The sequence below is a fragment of the Micromonospora sp. WMMD1155 genome (assembly GCF_029581275.1).
In the GTDB taxonomy this organism is placed as follows: domain Bacteria; phylum Actinomycetota; class Actinomycetes; order Mycobacteriales; family Micromonosporaceae; genus Micromonospora.
In genome coordinates, this window is record NZ_CP120742.1 from 5,609,914 (window position 1) to 5,624,394 (window position 14,481).

A 14,481-nucleotide genomic window follows, 5' to 3' on the forward strand; every position below is an offset into this window, starting at 1 on the left:
CTCCCCGGGTGTCCACTGTCGACGCCAGGTGGAAGGCGCCGGCGGCCGTCACCGTCGGACCACCCCGTTCTGGTACGCCCACACCACGGTCTGCAACCGATCCCGTACGCCGATCTTCGCCATGGCGCGCCCGAGGTGCGACTTGACGGTGCTCGTCTCGATGAACAGCCGATCGGCGATCTCGACATTGGACAGACCTTGCGCGAGCAGCTCCACGATCTCGGTCTCCCGCGCGGTGAGCTGGTGTGCCGCCGCGGCGTCCGACGCCGGAGCGGGGGTGCGTCTCGCGAACTCCGAGATGACCCGGTGGGTGACGGCCTGGTCGACGAGCCCGTACCCGCCGGCGAGTCGACGGATCGCCTCGACGAGGTCCTCCGGTTCGCAGTCCTTGAGGATGAACCCGCTGGCGCCGGACTCCAGCGCGCCGAAGACGTACTCGTCGAGGTCGAACGTCGTCACGACGAGCACCGCGGGCGGCGTACCGGACGCGTCGGCGAGGATCTGCCGGGTCGCGCTCAGCCCGTCGCCGTGCGGCATCCGGACGTCCATGCAGATGACGTCCGGTTGCAGTCGGCGGGCCAGCTCGACGGCGGCGGACCCGCTCGACGCCTCCGCGACGACCTCGATGTCTCCCGCGTCCTCCAGGATCACCCGGAAGCCGGCGCGGACGATCGCCTGGTCGTCGACGAGCATCACCCTGATCAATTGGTTGCCTCTTCCCTCAAGTGTGACGCGACGGGACCGTTCGTCGGCAGCGTCGTGGTGACCGACCATCCGCCGGCCGGGGTCGGGCCGGCCGCGAACGACGCCCCGATCAGTTGCGCGCGTTCGCGCATGCCCACCAGGCCGACGCCGCCGGTCCGGGTGGTCGGTCCGGATCGTGGGCTGGCCGGTTCGTTCACCACCTCCAGCGTCACCGAGCGGGGCAGGAAGCGGAGTGCCACCCGTACCGGCGCCTCGGGCGCGTGCTGACGGGCGTTGCTGAGCGACTCCTGCGCGATCCGGTAGAGCGCCACGTCGGCGATCGGCGACACCGCACGTGGCTGCCCCTCCCGGACGAGTTCGACCGGCCCGGAGAGGCCGCCCGCGGTGTCGACCAGTTCGTCGAGCGTGTCCAGCCCGGGCACCGGGGTGGCGCCGTCGCCGTCCTCGTGCCCCGGACGCCCGCGCAGCACACCGACGACCAGCCGCAGGTTGTCCAGGGTCTCCTTGCCCTGACTGCGGATCCACGCCACCCCCGCCTTCGCGGCCGCCGGGTCGCGGTCGATCAGCCGCTCCACCGCCGCCGCCTGCACGACCACACCGGACAGGTGGTGGGCGGCCACGTCGTGCAGTTCCCGGGCCATCCGGGAGCGCTCCGCGCCGATGGCCGCCTGGACCTTCGTGCGCTGCTCCCGGATCGCCTCGTCGGCCCGCAGCCGCACCAGGTCGACGTAGCGCCGGTAGGTGGCCACGTAGCTGCCGACGAACGTCGCGCCGGCATAGGTCAGGGCGCTCGCCGAGACGTACGCGACGCCGGTCAGCAGGTCGGGGGTCACCACGACGGCGGCCCCGACCGACTCCGCCAGCACGGCCACGCCGACGGCCGGCAACGCGCGCCGCACCGACAACGAGGAACCGACGGTGTACGCCACGACGAACGGCGCGATGCCCCGGATGGTCACCTCCGGCAGGGAGAGGCCGTTGATGGGCAGCTGAAGGCCGACGACGAGCGCGAGGCAGAGCAGTGGCCGGACCCGACGCAGGCACAGCAGCATCGCCTGCGCGCAGCAGACGGCGATGACCAGCCAGGCCCGCGTCGGGTCGAACGACACCCCGTCCCCCGGTGCCACGAACCGGAACAGCACCGTCAGCAGCACGAACGTCAGAACGGTCAGGACCGCCGCCAGCAGGCAGTCGCGGGCGAACACGCCGGTCACCCCGAGTCGGGTGAGCCGACCGTCGAGCCACCTCGTCAGTCGTGGTGTGCCGGGTTCGGTGCCGGTGTGGTCGCTCATGCGGTTCGCGTCCTTGCTCCGGATCGTTCCGGGTCGGGCGTTCAGTAGGAGATGCTAGGCGCGAGCAGCCGGAACTCCACGGCGAACCAGCCCGCCCCGACGAGGGCGACCAGGATCAGGCCGCTGCCGACGATCCGTCGCCAGCCGACGTGGCGTCGGACGTCGTCGGCCAACCGGACCCCGGCGGGCAGCACGCCGAGCAGACCGACGAGTTGCAGCGCCTGGATGCCGCGCAGGGCGGGCCCGGGTACGTCCTGCAGGCTCATGATGCTGCCGATGCTGAGCACCCAACCGGCGAACGCGAGCAGCGTGCCGGCGACGGCGACGCGGCTCAGGATCCGCGCGGTACGCCCGGCCCGCTCGCGAGGTGCGCCGCCGAGCCGACGGCGGACGATCGCGCCGACCGGCCAGGCCAAAACGGTGAGGAGCAGCACGACGGTCGACAGGGCCAGCACCGGGATGGCGACTCCGGAGGCGCGGGCGGGCTCGACCGGCAACAACGTGAACGCGGAGTCGAAACTGATCGCCTCGACCCGGTCGCCGGTGGCCCGCATGGCGATGGTGCGCTGCCCGCCGACCTCCTGCCAGACCCACGGCGCCACCTCCTCGTAGAGGGCGGGGGAGTCCGACAGCGGACCCGGCTCGAACCGCAGGCGGTGACCGTCGGCGACGCTGACCGTCGTCCGACCGACCAGGCCGATCGCCGTCAGGAAGGTGCTCCGCATCGCCCGCGAGGACTCGTACGTGCCGGCGGCCGACTCGGCGTGCCGGGCGGTGGTGGCCGCGTCGACGCCCGTGCCCGGTTGCCCGGTGCGGGCGGGGAAGTAGCGGTCGGCGAAGCCGTGTACGACCGCCTCACGAAGCTCGTGGCTGTCGAGGGCGCCGGAACCGTTGCTGTTGAGGGCGAGGAAGATGCCGGCCCGGTCGTCGGGGTAGATCTGCAGGTGGGAGTGGAAGTACTTGGTGTCGCCGCCGTGGCCGAGGATCCGGTGGCCGTTGCGGTCCTCCTCGAAGAAGCCGAGGGTCATCCGGGGCCCGTCGGCCAGGGTGCCCAGCGCCGTCGCGTCGAGTGCCGGACGCTGCATCAGCTCCCGGGTCGCCCGGTCCAGCAGGGGCGCGAAGCCCACCGGCTCGCCGAGCTGGGCGAGCATGAACCGCGCCATGTCCGTCGCCGGCGCGGTCAACGCGCCGGGCGGGGGCGTACCGACGATCTCGAACGGCGCGGCGGGTGCGGTGGAGGTGTCGTACCCCTCGGACATCCGGTCGCGCAGCGCCGCCGGTAGGGGCTGCTCGAAGGTCGACGACGGCATGCCCGCCCGGTCGAGCACGTTGCGCTGGACGTACTCCTCGAAGCGCGTCCCGCTGACCCGTTCGACGATGTAGCCCGCGAGGGCGTTGCCGTAGTTGGAGTACGCCGGGACGGTGCCCGGCTCGTAGATCTGCTCCGGTGGGTCGGTCACCAGGGCCTTGCGCAGGTCGACGGTGCCGCCGTCGGTGCCGATGAGGCCCGCGATCCGCTCCTCGAAGCCGGCGGTGTGGGTCAGCAGGTGCCGCAGGGTCACCGCCCGCTCGTAGCTGCGCGGAAGGTCGAAGTCGAGGTACGTCTCGACGTCGGCGTCGAGGTCGAGCTTCCCGTCCTGCACGAGTTGCAGGACGGCGGTGGCGGTGACGAGCTTCGACACCGACCCCATCCGGAAGAGGTGCCGGTCCGGGTCGACGGGTACGGCCCCCGTGCCGCCGTCACCGGTGTCGGCGTACCCGTACCCCCGGGTTGTGACGATTGTGCCGTCGTGCACGACGGCGACAGTGGCCCCCGCGATGCCGGTCCGGTCGAGCGCGGCCGGCAGCAGGCCGTCAAGCCAGGCGGTGACGTCGGCGCCGGTCAGCGCGGGGTCCGTCCCGTTCGCGGCGGCCGGAGCGGCCGGGATGCCGGCGGACGGGGCCGGGTCGCCGGGCGACGCGCCGCAGCCCGCGGTGGTCACGGCGACGACCACCACGGCCGTCAGCACCGCCCCGAGTCGGGCGACCAGTCGTGCGGGTCGGGGTGAGCGGGATCGCGGAACAGTGCGAGAGCGCATGGTCTGCAGTGCCTTCCCAGGCGCAACGGGTGTCCGGAGCAGGTCCGTGCGGCGTCACCCGGTGCCTGGTCCCAGCCTGTTCGAGCGATCGGCCCGAACCATCTGGCGCAGGACGGCATTGCGTTTACGACCTGAGGAGGAGGGCAGTGTGTCCGTTCGCGTGAACCACTGCCCGTGCCGGTGCATCCAACCCTGTGACAGAGCCCGCAGAGGAGAGGACCAACCATGCGCGCCAAGCTGCTTGCCGGGATGCTGCTCATCCCCATGGTCGTCGCCGGGTGCAGCGCACCCGTCGAACGGGTCGGCGGTGACGCGGCACCCGCCGGCTCTCCGTCGGCCACCGCGAGCCCGTCGGCGTCGAGCGCTCCGACGACCCCCGGCTCGTCTCCGAGCGCTCCGGTCACCCGCACGTCCACCCCGGGCGCTCCGGTCACCCGCACCACCAAACCGGCCGGTTCTCTGAGCGAGATGAGGCGGACGGACTGGCCCAACGCGGTGATCCGCAGTCTGGACTTCTGCGGCGAGTCCGACGAGTTCGTGAGGTTCCGCAACGGTTCGAACGGCCTGGACGTGCCCTGCCGGATCCTGCCCGGAGGCGCGCGCCCCGCGTACGCCGACTTCATCGGCGAGGAGCCGGCGGACGCCCCGGCGACCGAGGACGCCCTCGTCCTCGTCGAACTGGGCAACCCCGGCGCGGCACGGCGGCAGGCGCTGGTGCCCGTCCAACTCGCCTACGACGGCAAGGAGCGGTTCGCGCGGCCGGTCATCAAGGGGGACGACCCGAGCCCGTCCGGCGACCGAGTGATGACGTTCGTCTCGTACCGGATCGTGGATTTCCACGTGGAGGCCACCGTCCGCAAGCTCGACGGCGGCACCGAGACCCGCCGGTGGCGCATGATGGACTACGCCGGCAACTGGGAACGGTTCTAGCCTTGCGGGAGCAGCGGATCGTCCAGCCGCAGCGTGTCGAGGACCTCGTCGGTGCGGTCGACGCCGTCGGTCTGTTTGACCTGGACGTACACGCCGAAGGAGCCTCCCGCGCCGGCCAGGGTGACCTCGCTGAAGGACCTCTCGGTGCCTCCGCAGCGCGCCCAGTGCCGCACGGTTCCGCTGAGGGCGCCGACGGTGACCGCTCGCCCGGAGGCATCGGTGCATTCGCTGTGGTCGGGCAGCGTCGGCCGGTCCGTGGTGGGCAGCGCACGGCTCACTCCGACGAAGACGCCGGGTGCCGCGCTGTCGACGTCGGACCACTCGGTGAGATCCGCCCCGACGAGCAGGCCCGGACGGCGTACCTCGGTCAGACCGATCACCGCAGGGTTCCAACCCCTGTCGCGCAGGTGCCTCGCCCAGCCGTCCGGCACGGCCACCGAGACGGTGCCGGTCGCGTCGCCCACCCGCGCCCAGCCATGCGGCGCGGTGGGAGGGTCGGCGGACCCCGCCATGACCAGCGCAGCGGCCACGACGCCGACGGCGGCGACGGACCGGCGGACCCGGTGCGGGGGTGGTCGGACCGTGACCTGCCGCGTGGCGAGCAGACCTTCCAGCGCCTCCGCGTACGCGGCGGCGGTCGGCCAACGGCGGTCCGGGTCGCGGTGCAGTGCCCGGCGGACGACCCGCTCGACGGCGGCGGACGCGCGCGGTGTCGCCGGTCGCCCCGGCGGCGACCCGGTGAGCATGTGATGCGTCAGGGCGCCGATCGCGTACACGTCGGCGCGCACGTCGAGCCCACCGCCGGGGACGAGCTGCTCGGGCGCCATGTAGGCGGGAGTGCCGGCGAGCACGGTGAACCCGGAGGCGTGCGCGAGGGTCTTGGCCAACCCCAGGTCGGCGACCAGCACCCGATCCCCGGCCGCGGTGGTGTCGAACAGGACGTTGGAGGGTTTGAGGTCGCGGTGCAGTACACCGTTGTCATGCAGGACGGCCACCGCCCGCGCGATGTCGGCGGCGACGCGCAGTGCCTCGCGCACCGGCATCGGCCCGTCGTCCAGTCGGTCGGCGAGACTGCCGCCCGCGGCGTACGTCATCACCAGGTACGGCCGGCCGTCGGGCAGCTCACCGACGTCCAGCACCCGGACCAGATGGTCCGAGTCGACCTGCCGCATGAACCGGGCCTCCTGGCGGAAGCGCCCCCGGATGTCGGCCCGCTGCGACCAGTTGTCGGCGAGCACCTTCACCGCCACCGGCGACCGCAGCTCGTCGTCGTACGCCAACCAGACGGTGGCGAACGCGCCGGCGCCGACCGGGTGCGCGATGCGGTAGCGACCGACCTGTGGCGGGATGGACACGACCGTATTATCCGACGACCGGGACACCGGTGACGCCCATGAACGGGGGAGCGCTGGTGGGGATCGGATTCGACACCGAGGAGCTGGCCCGGCGGTCGGCGGCCGGCGACCGCGCCGCCCTCGACGAGCTGCTGGCCGCGATCGGTCCGCGGGTCCTTGAACAGTGTGGCCGCTTCCTGCCCTGCCGGCAGGACGCCGAGGAGGCCGCGCAGGACGCGTTGATGCAGGTCGCCCGGCACATCGAGCGGTTCGAGGGTCGGTCGTTGTTCTCGACCTGGTTGCACACCGTGGTCGCCAACTGCGCCCGGCAGACCTACCGGTCGTTGCGGCGACGCGCCGCCGAGGTGCCGAGCGCGTCGCTGCCCGTCGACGTGGTCGATCCCCGTACGACGAGCGTCATCGCCGGATCCCGCCTCGATCTCCTCGACGCGCTGGACCGGCTGGAGGCCCATCGGCCGGAGCTGGTGACGGCTCTCGTGCTGCGCGACATGTGTCAGCTCGACTACCAGGAGATCGCCGGGCAACTGGGCATCCCGGTAGGCACGCTGAAGTCCCGGATCCATCACGCTCGCCGGCACGTGCGGGAGTCGTTGCAGGGCGGTTGAGCGGGGCCTTCGTGGCCTCCGGCCGCGCTCGGCGGCCGAAGAGCACGACGATACACGCGGGCTGACCGAGCGCACCCGAGATCGAGCCTGATGCCACCGAGGCATCAAGATGCCCCGGTGGCATCACCGTCGACAGCGACAGCGCGTCAGCGACCGGTCAGGATCACGAGTCGCTGAGTGGCCCGGGTCATGGCCACATAGCGGTCGACAGCCCCTTCGATGCCGGTGCCGAACGAGTCCGGGTCGACGAGGACGACCAGGTCGAACTCCAGGCCCTTGGCCCGCTCCGGGCTCAGCGACCGCACGCGCGACGTCGGCGGGAACGTCGGGTCGCCGACGACGCAGGCGATCCCGTCGGCGTGATCGGCGAGCCAGGTGTCGAGGATCGACCTCAACTCCGACACCGGCCCCCGAACGACGGGCAGCCCGTTGCCGCGGATCGAGGTCGGCACGTTGGCGTCCGGCAGCACGGCCCGGATGACCGGCTCGGCCTCCGCCATGACCTCCGACGGCGTCCGGTAGTTGATGGTCAACGAGGCCATGGTGATCCGGTCCAGCCCGACCCGGCGGAGGCGTTCCTCCCACGACTCGGTGAACCCGTGCCGGGCCTGGGCGCGGTCGCCGACGATCGTGAAACTGCGCGACGGGCAGCGCGACAGCAGCATCTGCCACTGGGCGTCGGTCAGTTCCTGCGCCTCGTCCACGACGATGTGCGCGAACGGGCCGGCGAGCAGATCCGGGTCGGTGTCCGGCAGCGCCGAGTCGTCGACCAGGACCTCGTGCAGGTCCGGTTGGCGCAGCATCGCCAGCAGGCCCTCACCGTCGTCGTAGGCGTCGGCGGCGAGCAGCTCGTCGACGACCCGGGCCATGTGGTCCCGTTCCACGGCGGCGGCTGGGTCGCGCCGACCCTTGCGCCCCGCCCCTTCCGGGTCGCCGAGGCGTTGCCGTGCCGCGTCCAGGAACGGCAGGTCGGACACGGTCCAGGCGCGGGGGTCGTCACGTTGCAGCGTGCGGACCTCCTCCGGGCTGAGCCACGGCGCGCACCGACGCAGGTACGCGGGCACCGACCACAGGTCGCCGACGACGTCGGCCGGGTCGAGCACCGGCCAGGCACTGTTGACGGCCGCCCGCAGCGCCTGGTCGCGCAGCAGTGAGGCCCGCAGCGCGTCGTCCGGCATCTCGCCGTCGTACCTGTCGACGAGGATCGTGAGCAGCTCCTCCCAGATCTCGTCGCGTGCCTCGTTGTGCGGTGTGCCCGGCCCCGGCGCCTCGAACGCGTCGGCCCAGTCGTCGGCGGTCAACCGGATGTCTGCGTCCTCGGTCGTGATCGTCATCGGTGTGCCCGGCGGGTCCTCGTAGAACCTGACCGCCGCGTCGATCACCTCGACCAGGCGGGCGGAGGACTTCAACCGGGCCACCTCCGGATCGGTGTCGACGGTCGCCGTGGCCCCCTCGGGAACGAGATCGGTCAGGGTGCAGGTCTGCACGTCCTCCTCACCGAGGCTGGGCAGGACGTCCGCCACGTACGCCAGGTAGGGCTGGTGCGGCCCGACGAAGAGCACCCCACCCCGGCGGTGACCGAGACGCGGGTCGGAGTAGAGCAGGTAGGCGGTGCGGTGCAGGGCGACGACGGTCTTCCCGGTGCCCGGACCGCCGTCCACGACGAGGGCACCCGCCGACCCCGCGCGGATGATGGCGTCCTGGTCGGCCTGGATGGTGCTGAGCACGTCGCGCATCCGGCTCGACCGGGCGCTGCCCAGGCTGGCGATGAACGCGGACTGGTCGTCGAGCGCGGCGGCGTGTCCCACGAACCCGTCCGGGGTGAAGACCTCGTCCCAGTAGTCGCTGATCCGGCCACGCGTCCAGCGGTACCGGCGGCGGCTCGCCAGACCCATCGGGTTGGCGTGGGTCGCGCCGAAGAACGGTTCGGCAGCGGGGGACCGCCAGTCGAGCAGCAACCGTCGCCCCTCGCTGTCGGTGAGACCGCGACGCCCGACGTACACCGGATCGGGGTTGCCCGCCTCGACCACGTGGCCGAGGCACAGGTCCAGTCCGTAGCGGCTGAGCGCCCGCAGACGGGCGCTCAGCCGGCGGATCTCGTCGTCCCGGTCCACCGCCTGCCGACCCTTGCCGCCGGGGGCCCGGCGCGCGGTGTCGAGGCGGTCGGTCAGGTCGGCGGTCACCTGCGCGAGGTTCTCCGCCATGGCCGCGAAGTGCTGCTCGTCGCGGGCTATGAGTGCCGGGTCGGCCTTGGGGGAGAGGGAGTCGGGGAGGTCGAACACGGAGGTAGGCAAAGAATCCAATTCATGACTTCCATTTCGGCCGAATCTGGCTTCGGCCGACGATTTTGCGTCATAAACGGGGTCTTGCCGCAAGCCCCCCAATGCGATATACGTTAGGAGTGGCGGGGGTGCGTTGGTCCCCCTGTGAGGTGCACCCGGCTCAGGTCGACGACGACGTGCCTGCCCACCTCGGCCCCGTGCCGCAGGGCGGTGCGCAGCGTGTCGCCGCTGTCGATGTCGATGTCGCCGGTGGCGGCGATGACCGTCACGTCGTCCAGGTGGTCGATGCCGAGGATGCCGCCGGGACCGTGGTCGTCGCACGACCCGTCACCGCCGCGCGGTGGGGGCCGAAAGCTGCACGGCGGGCAGTGGTGCGGCCCGGTGGCGAACGGAGAACCGCTCCAGCCGTGCTCGGCCACCAGGGTCCAGACGACCTCGGCGTCGGGGAGCACGGCACTGGTGTCCGTGGACGCGCCCGCCGACGACGCCGGCCGCAGTGACGAGGTCCTCGCCTTCGGGCAGATCGTGTGCACCCTGACCAGCCGGGGGGACGTGACCACCGTGGCCTTCCTGCGCGACGGCAGAGCCCTCGGTGTGCCCCGGGCCGACGGTTCCCTGTCCGCCGCACCGCTCACCCGCGCCGACTACGCCCCCCTCATCGCCGACCGGTGAGCCCGTTCGGCGGGCCTGGCACGGGGTCACCCGGATGGACGGTGCTTGTTAGACTCCTGCCCTGATGATCATGGTGCGGGGGGCGCGGCGACGACCACCGAAGCTGGCGGTGATTGGTGATGGAGGACGGCTTCGCTGTCGACGCGGAGGAGATCCGCGCCCACGCGCGTAACATCGACGCGTTGGCCGCACGCTTCGCGGCGGTGAAGGCGGCAAGCGCCCACATCGCGCAGAACGACTCGGCGTACGGGTTGCTGTGCGGGTGGATCGCCGGGGTCCTGGAGAGCAAACACGTTCGGCAGGACGAGTTGTTCGCCGGCGTCGAGGAGAACCTGACGCTGGCCGCCACCGGGCTGCGTCGCACCGCCGACGACTACGACGCGGTCGACGTCGACAACGCCGGCCTGATCACCAACGTCGGGAAGCAGTTGACCCCGTGAGGGCTACGCGATGACCGACATGTCGCTGGTCGCCGACGTCACCTCCACCCGCGAGGTCTGGACGGGCGCCTCCCTGGCCGACAGTGTCGAGGGCCTGGTCGACGCGATCCGGAGCGAGGGCTGGGTCGACGACCTGCTCGCGGGCGCCGCGTTCGGGCTGGACGCGGCGGTGACCGTGCTGGATCCGTTCAGCGCGTTGCTGGCCAACGGTCTGGGCTGGGCGATGGAATACTTCGAGCCGCTGCGGGACATGCTCGACAAGCTCACCGGCATGCCCGACGTGGTCGCCTCGCACGCCGCGACCTGGAACAACATGGCCGCCGAGCTGCACGGCATGGCCAACGACCTGCGGTCGCACCTGGACGGTGACCTGCCCGAGTGGTATGGGCAGGCCGCTGTGGCGTACCACAATCTGATGGACCACAACGTCGAGGCCCTCGGCGGGCTCGGCGCGGTCTCCGCCGCGCTGGCGGCGGCCACCGAGGGCGCGGGCAACCTGGTGGCCTTCACCCGTGACATCGTGCGCGACCTCATCGCCGACCTGGTGGCGCGCGTGGTCGTCTGGGCTGTCGAGGCCATCTTCGTCGTCACGATCCCGGTCATCGCCGCGCAGATCACGGCCGCCGTCGTCAAGTGGGCGGGGCGCATCCTCATGTACGTGGGCGCGCTGATCACCAGCCTGACCAACCTCACCCGCATCCTGAACGGATAAGGCGTCCATGGCGAAGCCCGGAAAACCCGGCGGCGGCAGCGGCGGCACGGGTGCCGGTGGCGGGGCGGGCAAACCCCCGAAGAGCTACGGCGGAATCAACGCCGCGAAGGGCATCACCAGTGCCCAGCAGGCCACCGGCCAGGCGACGCAGCAGGGCCACCCACCCGGTGTCGGCCCGGGGTCGGGCTCCACCAAGCCCGCGAAGCCGACCCCGCCTCCCGCGCCGACCACGCCGCCGCCGGCCGGCGGCATCCACCACAGCGACGCGTCCCGGAAGCACATCATCGAGGGCGACGGTGGTCGGCAGGGCGGTCACCTCGCGGGCACCGGCTTCTCCAACAAGACGGAGTTCCCGAAGAGCTGGGACGAGGCGAAGATCCTCGACGCCGCGCACCGGGTGACGCAGCAGGGGCCGCCGGCCAAGGGGCCGTACCCGACCAAGGACGCGGACGGCAACCCGGCGTGGGCCTACGACTACGTCGGTGTCGTCGACGGCGTGCAGGTCAAGACGACGGTGCTCGCCGACGGGGAGATCCGCACCGCCTACCCGCCGGACAAGACCGACCCGGGTGTGATCAGCAACCCGCCGGCGCCGAACCCCGCGCCGCAGGGAATCCCGATGGGCAACCCGCCCCGATACAGTAATCCCGACGTCGGCGGCGACGGGAGCTGGACCTGGGAGGGCCCGAAGGGCAACAAGATCATCAGAGTGGTCGAGGACGACCAGGGCAACGTCACGCGGACCGAGCTCGGCGACTACAAGAAGAAATGAACACCATGGACACGAAGACGTACGCGGCGGTCGCCGAGGTGTGCCGACGGCTCGCGGGCCGGCTCTCCGACGACGTTCTCGGCACCGTCCGGGAGCAGTACGCCGCGGGCGAGCTGGACCTGGCCGACGCCACCCTCCTGCTCAGCCTGGCGTACCAGGGCGTCGGCGTCACCGAAGCGGAACGCGACCTGATGCGCACCTTCCTCGGCGAACCCGACGGGCCGGACCTGGCCGAGGTGCCCGTCGTGGCGCAGGTGCCGCCACCGTCGTACCGGTTCGTGCCCGACGGCCCGGCGGACGCCCCGGATCCGGCCCCGGCCGACGCCCTGCTCGCCGCCGACGCCCCGCGCCGACACGGCCTCGGCCTGCACCGCGCCTGGCGTATCCCGCTCGACGGCGCACCCGACGGGGCGGCGTGGACGTACGTGTTGCAGGTGGCCGAGGGCACGGACGAGCTGTCGACGTACTCGGGCGTGATGTCGACGCTGTGGGTGTCGCTGGGGCAGAAGTGGCCGGTGGAGGTCGTCGCCGTGGGTTCTGCGCGAACGCCCTACCAGGAGGCCGCTCTGGCCGGCTCCCAGACCGTCTGGCGTGCCTGAGGCGGAGCACGCGCTGCGCTCTTCCTGATCGCCGGACCGGTCGGCTGAAAAGCGCTGGTCCCCGCCGTCCGGGCCGACGGCGGGGACCACCTCGCTGGACTACCTGAGGGCGAGGGTGCGGGCGTCACCGGCGATGACGCCGGCGATCTCGGCCGGCACCAGCTTGCCGGCCTGCCGGTCGGCGTAGGTGGCCAGCTCGGCGTACTGGGCGTGGACCAACTTGGTGGTCATCGCCGTGACCGCGCCAGGATCGGCTCCGGAGGTGAGGATCAGGTAGCCGAGACCGGCCTGGCTCACCGTCACGGTGAAGGTGCTCGTCGCGGTGGCGGCACCCTCGGGCCCGGTCACCTGGGCGGAGATGGTGTGCCGACCCGCGGTCAGCCTGGCCGGGTCGAGCTTGCGCCCGACGGCCGACTTCTTGCCGTCGAGCGTGACGGTGAGCGTGTCCGCGTTGGTCGCGGCGACCGCGATCACCGGGGACTGCGCGCGGTCGAGCCGAGCACCGTCGACCGGCGAGGTGATCTCCACGGTCGGGTCGACGGAAGGCCGCTGCAGGAACGCCGAGTTCCAGCCGACCAGCTCGGCCGCACGGTTGGTGATGATCGCGTCGGTGCCGATCCGCTCCAACCGCTGCCACAGGCCGGCTGAGTCCATCGTCCAGGCCATCACGGCGACCCCGGCCGCGTGCAGCGGGGCGACGACCTCCGGCTTGGCCAGCAACGCGTTGCCGTCCGGGTTGTACGCGGTCAGGTGCAGCTCCTTCGCGATGGCCACCGGGTCGGCGTCCAGGGTGCTGCGAAGCAGACCCAGCGGCAGTTCGGGGGCGAGTTCGTGGGTGTAGCGCAGCGCGTCGACCTCGAAGCTCTGGACGAAGACCCGGCTCGTCATCTGCTCGTCGCGGATCACCTCGATGATGGTGGCGACCTCGTCGCGGGTGTGCTTGCCCTTGATCTCCAGAAGCAGGTTGCCGCCCCGGGTCCGTAGGTCCGCCAACTGCTCGGCGAGGGTGGGCACCCGCTCGCCGACGTACTGCGGGCCGAACCAGGAGCCGGCGTCGAGCGCCTTGATCTGCGCGGCGGTCAGGTCCCGGATGGCGCCGGTGCCGTCGGTGGTCCGGTCGACGGTGGAGTCGTGCAGGATGAACGGGACGCCGTCCTTGCTCGGCTGGACGTCGTTCTCGATCCAGTCCGCACCGCCGCGACGGGCGATCTCCTGCGCGACGAGCGTGTTCTCCGGTGCTGCGGCGGACGCGCCGCGGTGGGCGATCACAGTGAACGGGCTGCCCTCGGGTCGCAGGTAGCCGTTGGCCGCCAGCTCGGTGACCGTGACGTCGTCGTACGACACCGTCGCACCGTTGACGAAGAGCCCCTGCACACCGTCGGCGGAGCGCTGGAGACTGTTCGTCCGCATCGCCTCCCGGCCGTCGAAGATCCAGCGGGCCTGGTTGCCGTGCACCTCGACCGCCACCCGGACGTCCCGACCGGTGCCGGCGGCGTACGGGGCGGAGGCGGTGTTCGTCACGACCCAGGCGTTGGCCGTGGTGCGCTGGGCGAATTCGAGGCCGTTGGCGGCGGTGGTGCCGCTGCGCATGGTGGCGATCCACCACGGGGTCGCGCCGTCGGCGGGGACGTCGATGCCGAGCGAGGCCCACCGGGTCGCCGCGGAGACCGTCTCGAAGCGCATCGTCGCCTCGAGGCGGAAGTCGTTCAGGTGCCGACCAAAGGTGATCTTGTTGTTGTCGCCGGAGCCGGCGGAGGTTCCGTACAGCCGGCCGTTCTCGACCTTCCAGGTGCCGTCGACCGCGTTCCAACCAGCGGGCAGCGACCCCGACGAGAAGTTCTCCGAGACGACGACGCTGCCCGGTCCGGCGGTGGCGGGCGACGAGGTCGCGAGGGCGACCGCACCGGCGGCGCCGGTGACGGCGAGCGCGGCGACGGTGGCGGCGACCCGGGTACGCAGGGCGCCGGACCTCGACCCGGTGCGATCGAGCGACGATGGTACGGGTTGGACAGTCATGGTCGGAACGGTACGAAGCGGCC

13 protein-coding genes and 1 pseudogene are annotated in these 14,481 nt (G+C 71.9%); 7 read left to right on the forward strand and 7 right to left on the reverse strand.

Annotated elements, in window-relative coordinates; genetic code table 11:
• Positions 1-48: 48 nt before the first annotated feature.
• Genes O7617_RS25720 through O7617_RS25730 form a run of 3 tightly spaced genes read right to left on the reverse strand, consistent with a single transcriptional unit; the run spans position 49 to position 4,075 of the window.
• A complete protein-coding gene (locus O7617_RS25720) occupies positions 49-693 on the reverse strand; it encodes a response regulator transcription factor (protein WP_282258700.1) in 645 nt (214 codons plus the stop codon).
• Positions 694-701: 8 nt separating this feature from the next.
• The gene (locus O7617_RS25725) at positions 702-1,997 is read right to left on the reverse strand and encodes a histidine kinase (protein ID WP_282258701.1); all 1,296 of its coding nucleotides are present in this window, start codon (positions 1,995-1,997) and stop codon (positions 702-704) included.
• Between the two features lie 41 nt (positions 1,998-2,038).
• Positions 2,039-4,075: a serine hydrolase domain-containing protein gene (locus tag O7617_RS25730; protein ID WP_282258702.1), complete on the reverse strand. Its 2,037-nt coding sequence runs from the start codon at positions 4,073-4,075 to the stop codon at positions 2,039-2,041.
• A 225-nt stretch (positions 4,076-4,300) separates the two neighbouring features.
• Between O7617_RS25730 and O7617_RS25735 the strand changes: the two genes are divergently transcribed.
• Positions 4,301-5,005 (forward strand): hypothetical protein, encoded by a 705-nt coding sequence (locus tag O7617_RS25735; protein ID WP_282258703.1) that lies wholly within the window; start codon positions 4,301-4,303, stop codon positions 5,003-5,005.
• On the opposite strand, the gene O7617_RS25740 is transcribed toward O7617_RS25735, so the two are convergent.
• Complete coding sequence (locus O7617_RS25740) at positions 5,002-6,360, reverse strand: serine/threonine-protein kinase (protein ID WP_282258704.1); 1,359 nt, start codon at positions 6,358-6,360, stop codon at positions 5,002-5,004. The genes O7617_RS25735 and O7617_RS25740 overlap by 4 nt on opposite strands.
• A gap of 56 nt (positions 6,361-6,416) precedes the next feature.
• Between O7617_RS25740 and O7617_RS25745 the strand changes: the two genes are divergently transcribed.
• Positions 6,417-6,965, forward strand: a complete 549-nt coding sequence (locus O7617_RS25745) for an RNA polymerase sigma factor (RefSeq protein ID WP_282258705.1) — start codon at positions 6,417-6,419, stop codon at positions 6,963-6,965.
• A 146-nt stretch (positions 6,966-7,111) separates the two neighbouring features.
• Here the strand turns inward: O7617_RS25745 and helR are convergent, their stop codons facing one another.
• Together helR and O7617_RS25755 are read right to left on the reverse strand one after the other, a co-directional pair.
• The gene (helR, locus tag O7617_RS25750; RefSeq protein WP_282258706.1) at positions 7,112-9,247 is read right to left on the reverse strand and encodes an RNA polymerase recycling motor ATPase HelR; all 2,136 of its coding nucleotides are present in this window, start codon (positions 9,245-9,247) and stop codon (positions 7,112-7,114) included.
• 113 nt (positions 9,248-9,360) lie between these two features.
• Positions 9,361-9,699 carry a hypothetical protein gene (locus O7617_RS25755; protein WP_282264942.1) on the reverse strand — a complete coding sequence of 113 codons (339 nt, stop codon included), beginning with the start codon at positions 9,697-9,699 and terminating at the stop codon, positions 9,361-9,363.
• A 28-nt stretch (positions 9,700-9,727) separates the two neighbouring features.
• Between O7617_RS25755 and O7617_RS25760 the strand changes: the two are divergent.
• The 5 genes and pseudogenes from O7617_RS25760 to O7617_RS25780 all read left to right on the forward strand — a co-directional run.
• A pseudogene (locus O7617_RS25760) lies at positions 9,728-9,919 on the forward strand (hypothetical protein); the annotation flags it as partial.
• 119 nt (positions 9,920-10,038) lie between these two features.
• Positions 10,039-10,359: a type VII secretion target gene (locus O7617_RS25765; protein ID WP_282258707.1), complete on the forward strand. Its 321-nt coding sequence runs from the start codon at positions 10,039-10,041 to the stop codon at positions 10,357-10,359.
• 10 nt (positions 10,360-10,369) lie between these two features.
• Entirely contained in the window at positions 10,370-11,071 is a 702-nt protein-coding gene (locus tag O7617_RS25770) for a hypothetical protein (RefSeq protein WP_282258708.1), read from the forward strand.
• Between the two features lie 7 nt (positions 11,072-11,078).
• Entirely contained in the window at positions 11,079-11,843 is a 765-nt protein-coding gene (locus O7617_RS25775; protein ID WP_282258709.1) for an EndoU domain-containing protein, read from the forward strand.
• Positions 11,840-12,442, forward strand: coding sequence for a hypothetical protein (locus O7617_RS25780; RefSeq protein ID WP_282258710.1), 603 nt, complete (start codon positions 11,840-11,842; stop codon positions 12,440-12,442). Before O7617_RS25775 ends, O7617_RS25780 begins: the two co-directional genes overlap by 4 nt.
• 99 nt (positions 12,443-12,541) lie before the next feature.
• Here O7617_RS25780 and O7617_RS25785 read toward each other — a convergent pair whose 3' ends face one another.
• A complete protein-coding gene (locus O7617_RS25785) occupies positions 12,542-14,458 on the reverse strand; it encodes a glycerophosphodiester phosphodiesterase family protein (RefSeq protein WP_282258711.1) in 1,917 nt (638 codons plus the stop codon).
• Between the last annotated feature and the right edge of the window lie 23 nt (positions 14,459-14,481).

What these genes read in the sequence shown, in the direction of transcription:
- O7617_RS25770 (WP_282258708.1), top strand. Translation starts at nt 10,370, where the DNA reads ATGACCGACATGTCGCTGGTCGCCGACGTCACCTCCACCCGCGAGGTC.
- O7617_RS25725 (WP_282258701.1), bottom strand. Translation starts at nt 1,997, where the DNA reads ATGAGCGACCACACCGGCACCGAACCCGGCACACCACGACTGACGAGG.
- O7617_RS25775 (WP_282258709.1), top strand. Translation starts at nt 11,079, where the DNA reads ATGGCGAAGCCCGGAAAACCCGGCGGCGGCAGCGGCGGCACGGGTGCC.
- O7617_RS25785 (WP_282258711.1), bottom strand. Translation starts at nt 14,458, where the DNA reads ATGACTGTCCAACCCGTACCATCGTCGCTCGATCGCACCGGGTCGAGG.
- O7617_RS25735 (WP_282258703.1), top strand. Translation starts at nt 4,301, where the DNA reads ATGCGCGCCAAGCTGCTTGCCGGGATGCTGCTCATCCCCATGGTCGTC.
- O7617_RS25780 (WP_282258710.1), top strand. Translation starts at nt 11,840, where the DNA reads ATGAACACCATGGACACGAAGACGTACGCGGCGGTCGCCGAGGTGTGC.
- O7617_RS25730 (WP_282258702.1), bottom strand. Translation starts at nt 4,075, where the DNA reads ATGCGCTCTCGCACTGTTCCGCGATCCCGCTCACCCCGACCCGCACGA.
- O7617_RS25765 (WP_282258707.1), top strand. Translation starts at nt 10,039, where the DNA reads ATGGAGGACGGCTTCGCTGTCGACGCGGAGGAGATCCGCGCCCACGCG.
- O7617_RS25720 (WP_282258700.1), bottom strand. Translation starts at nt 693, where the DNA reads ATGCTCGTCGACGACCAGGCGATCGTCCGCGCCGGCTTCCGGGTGATC.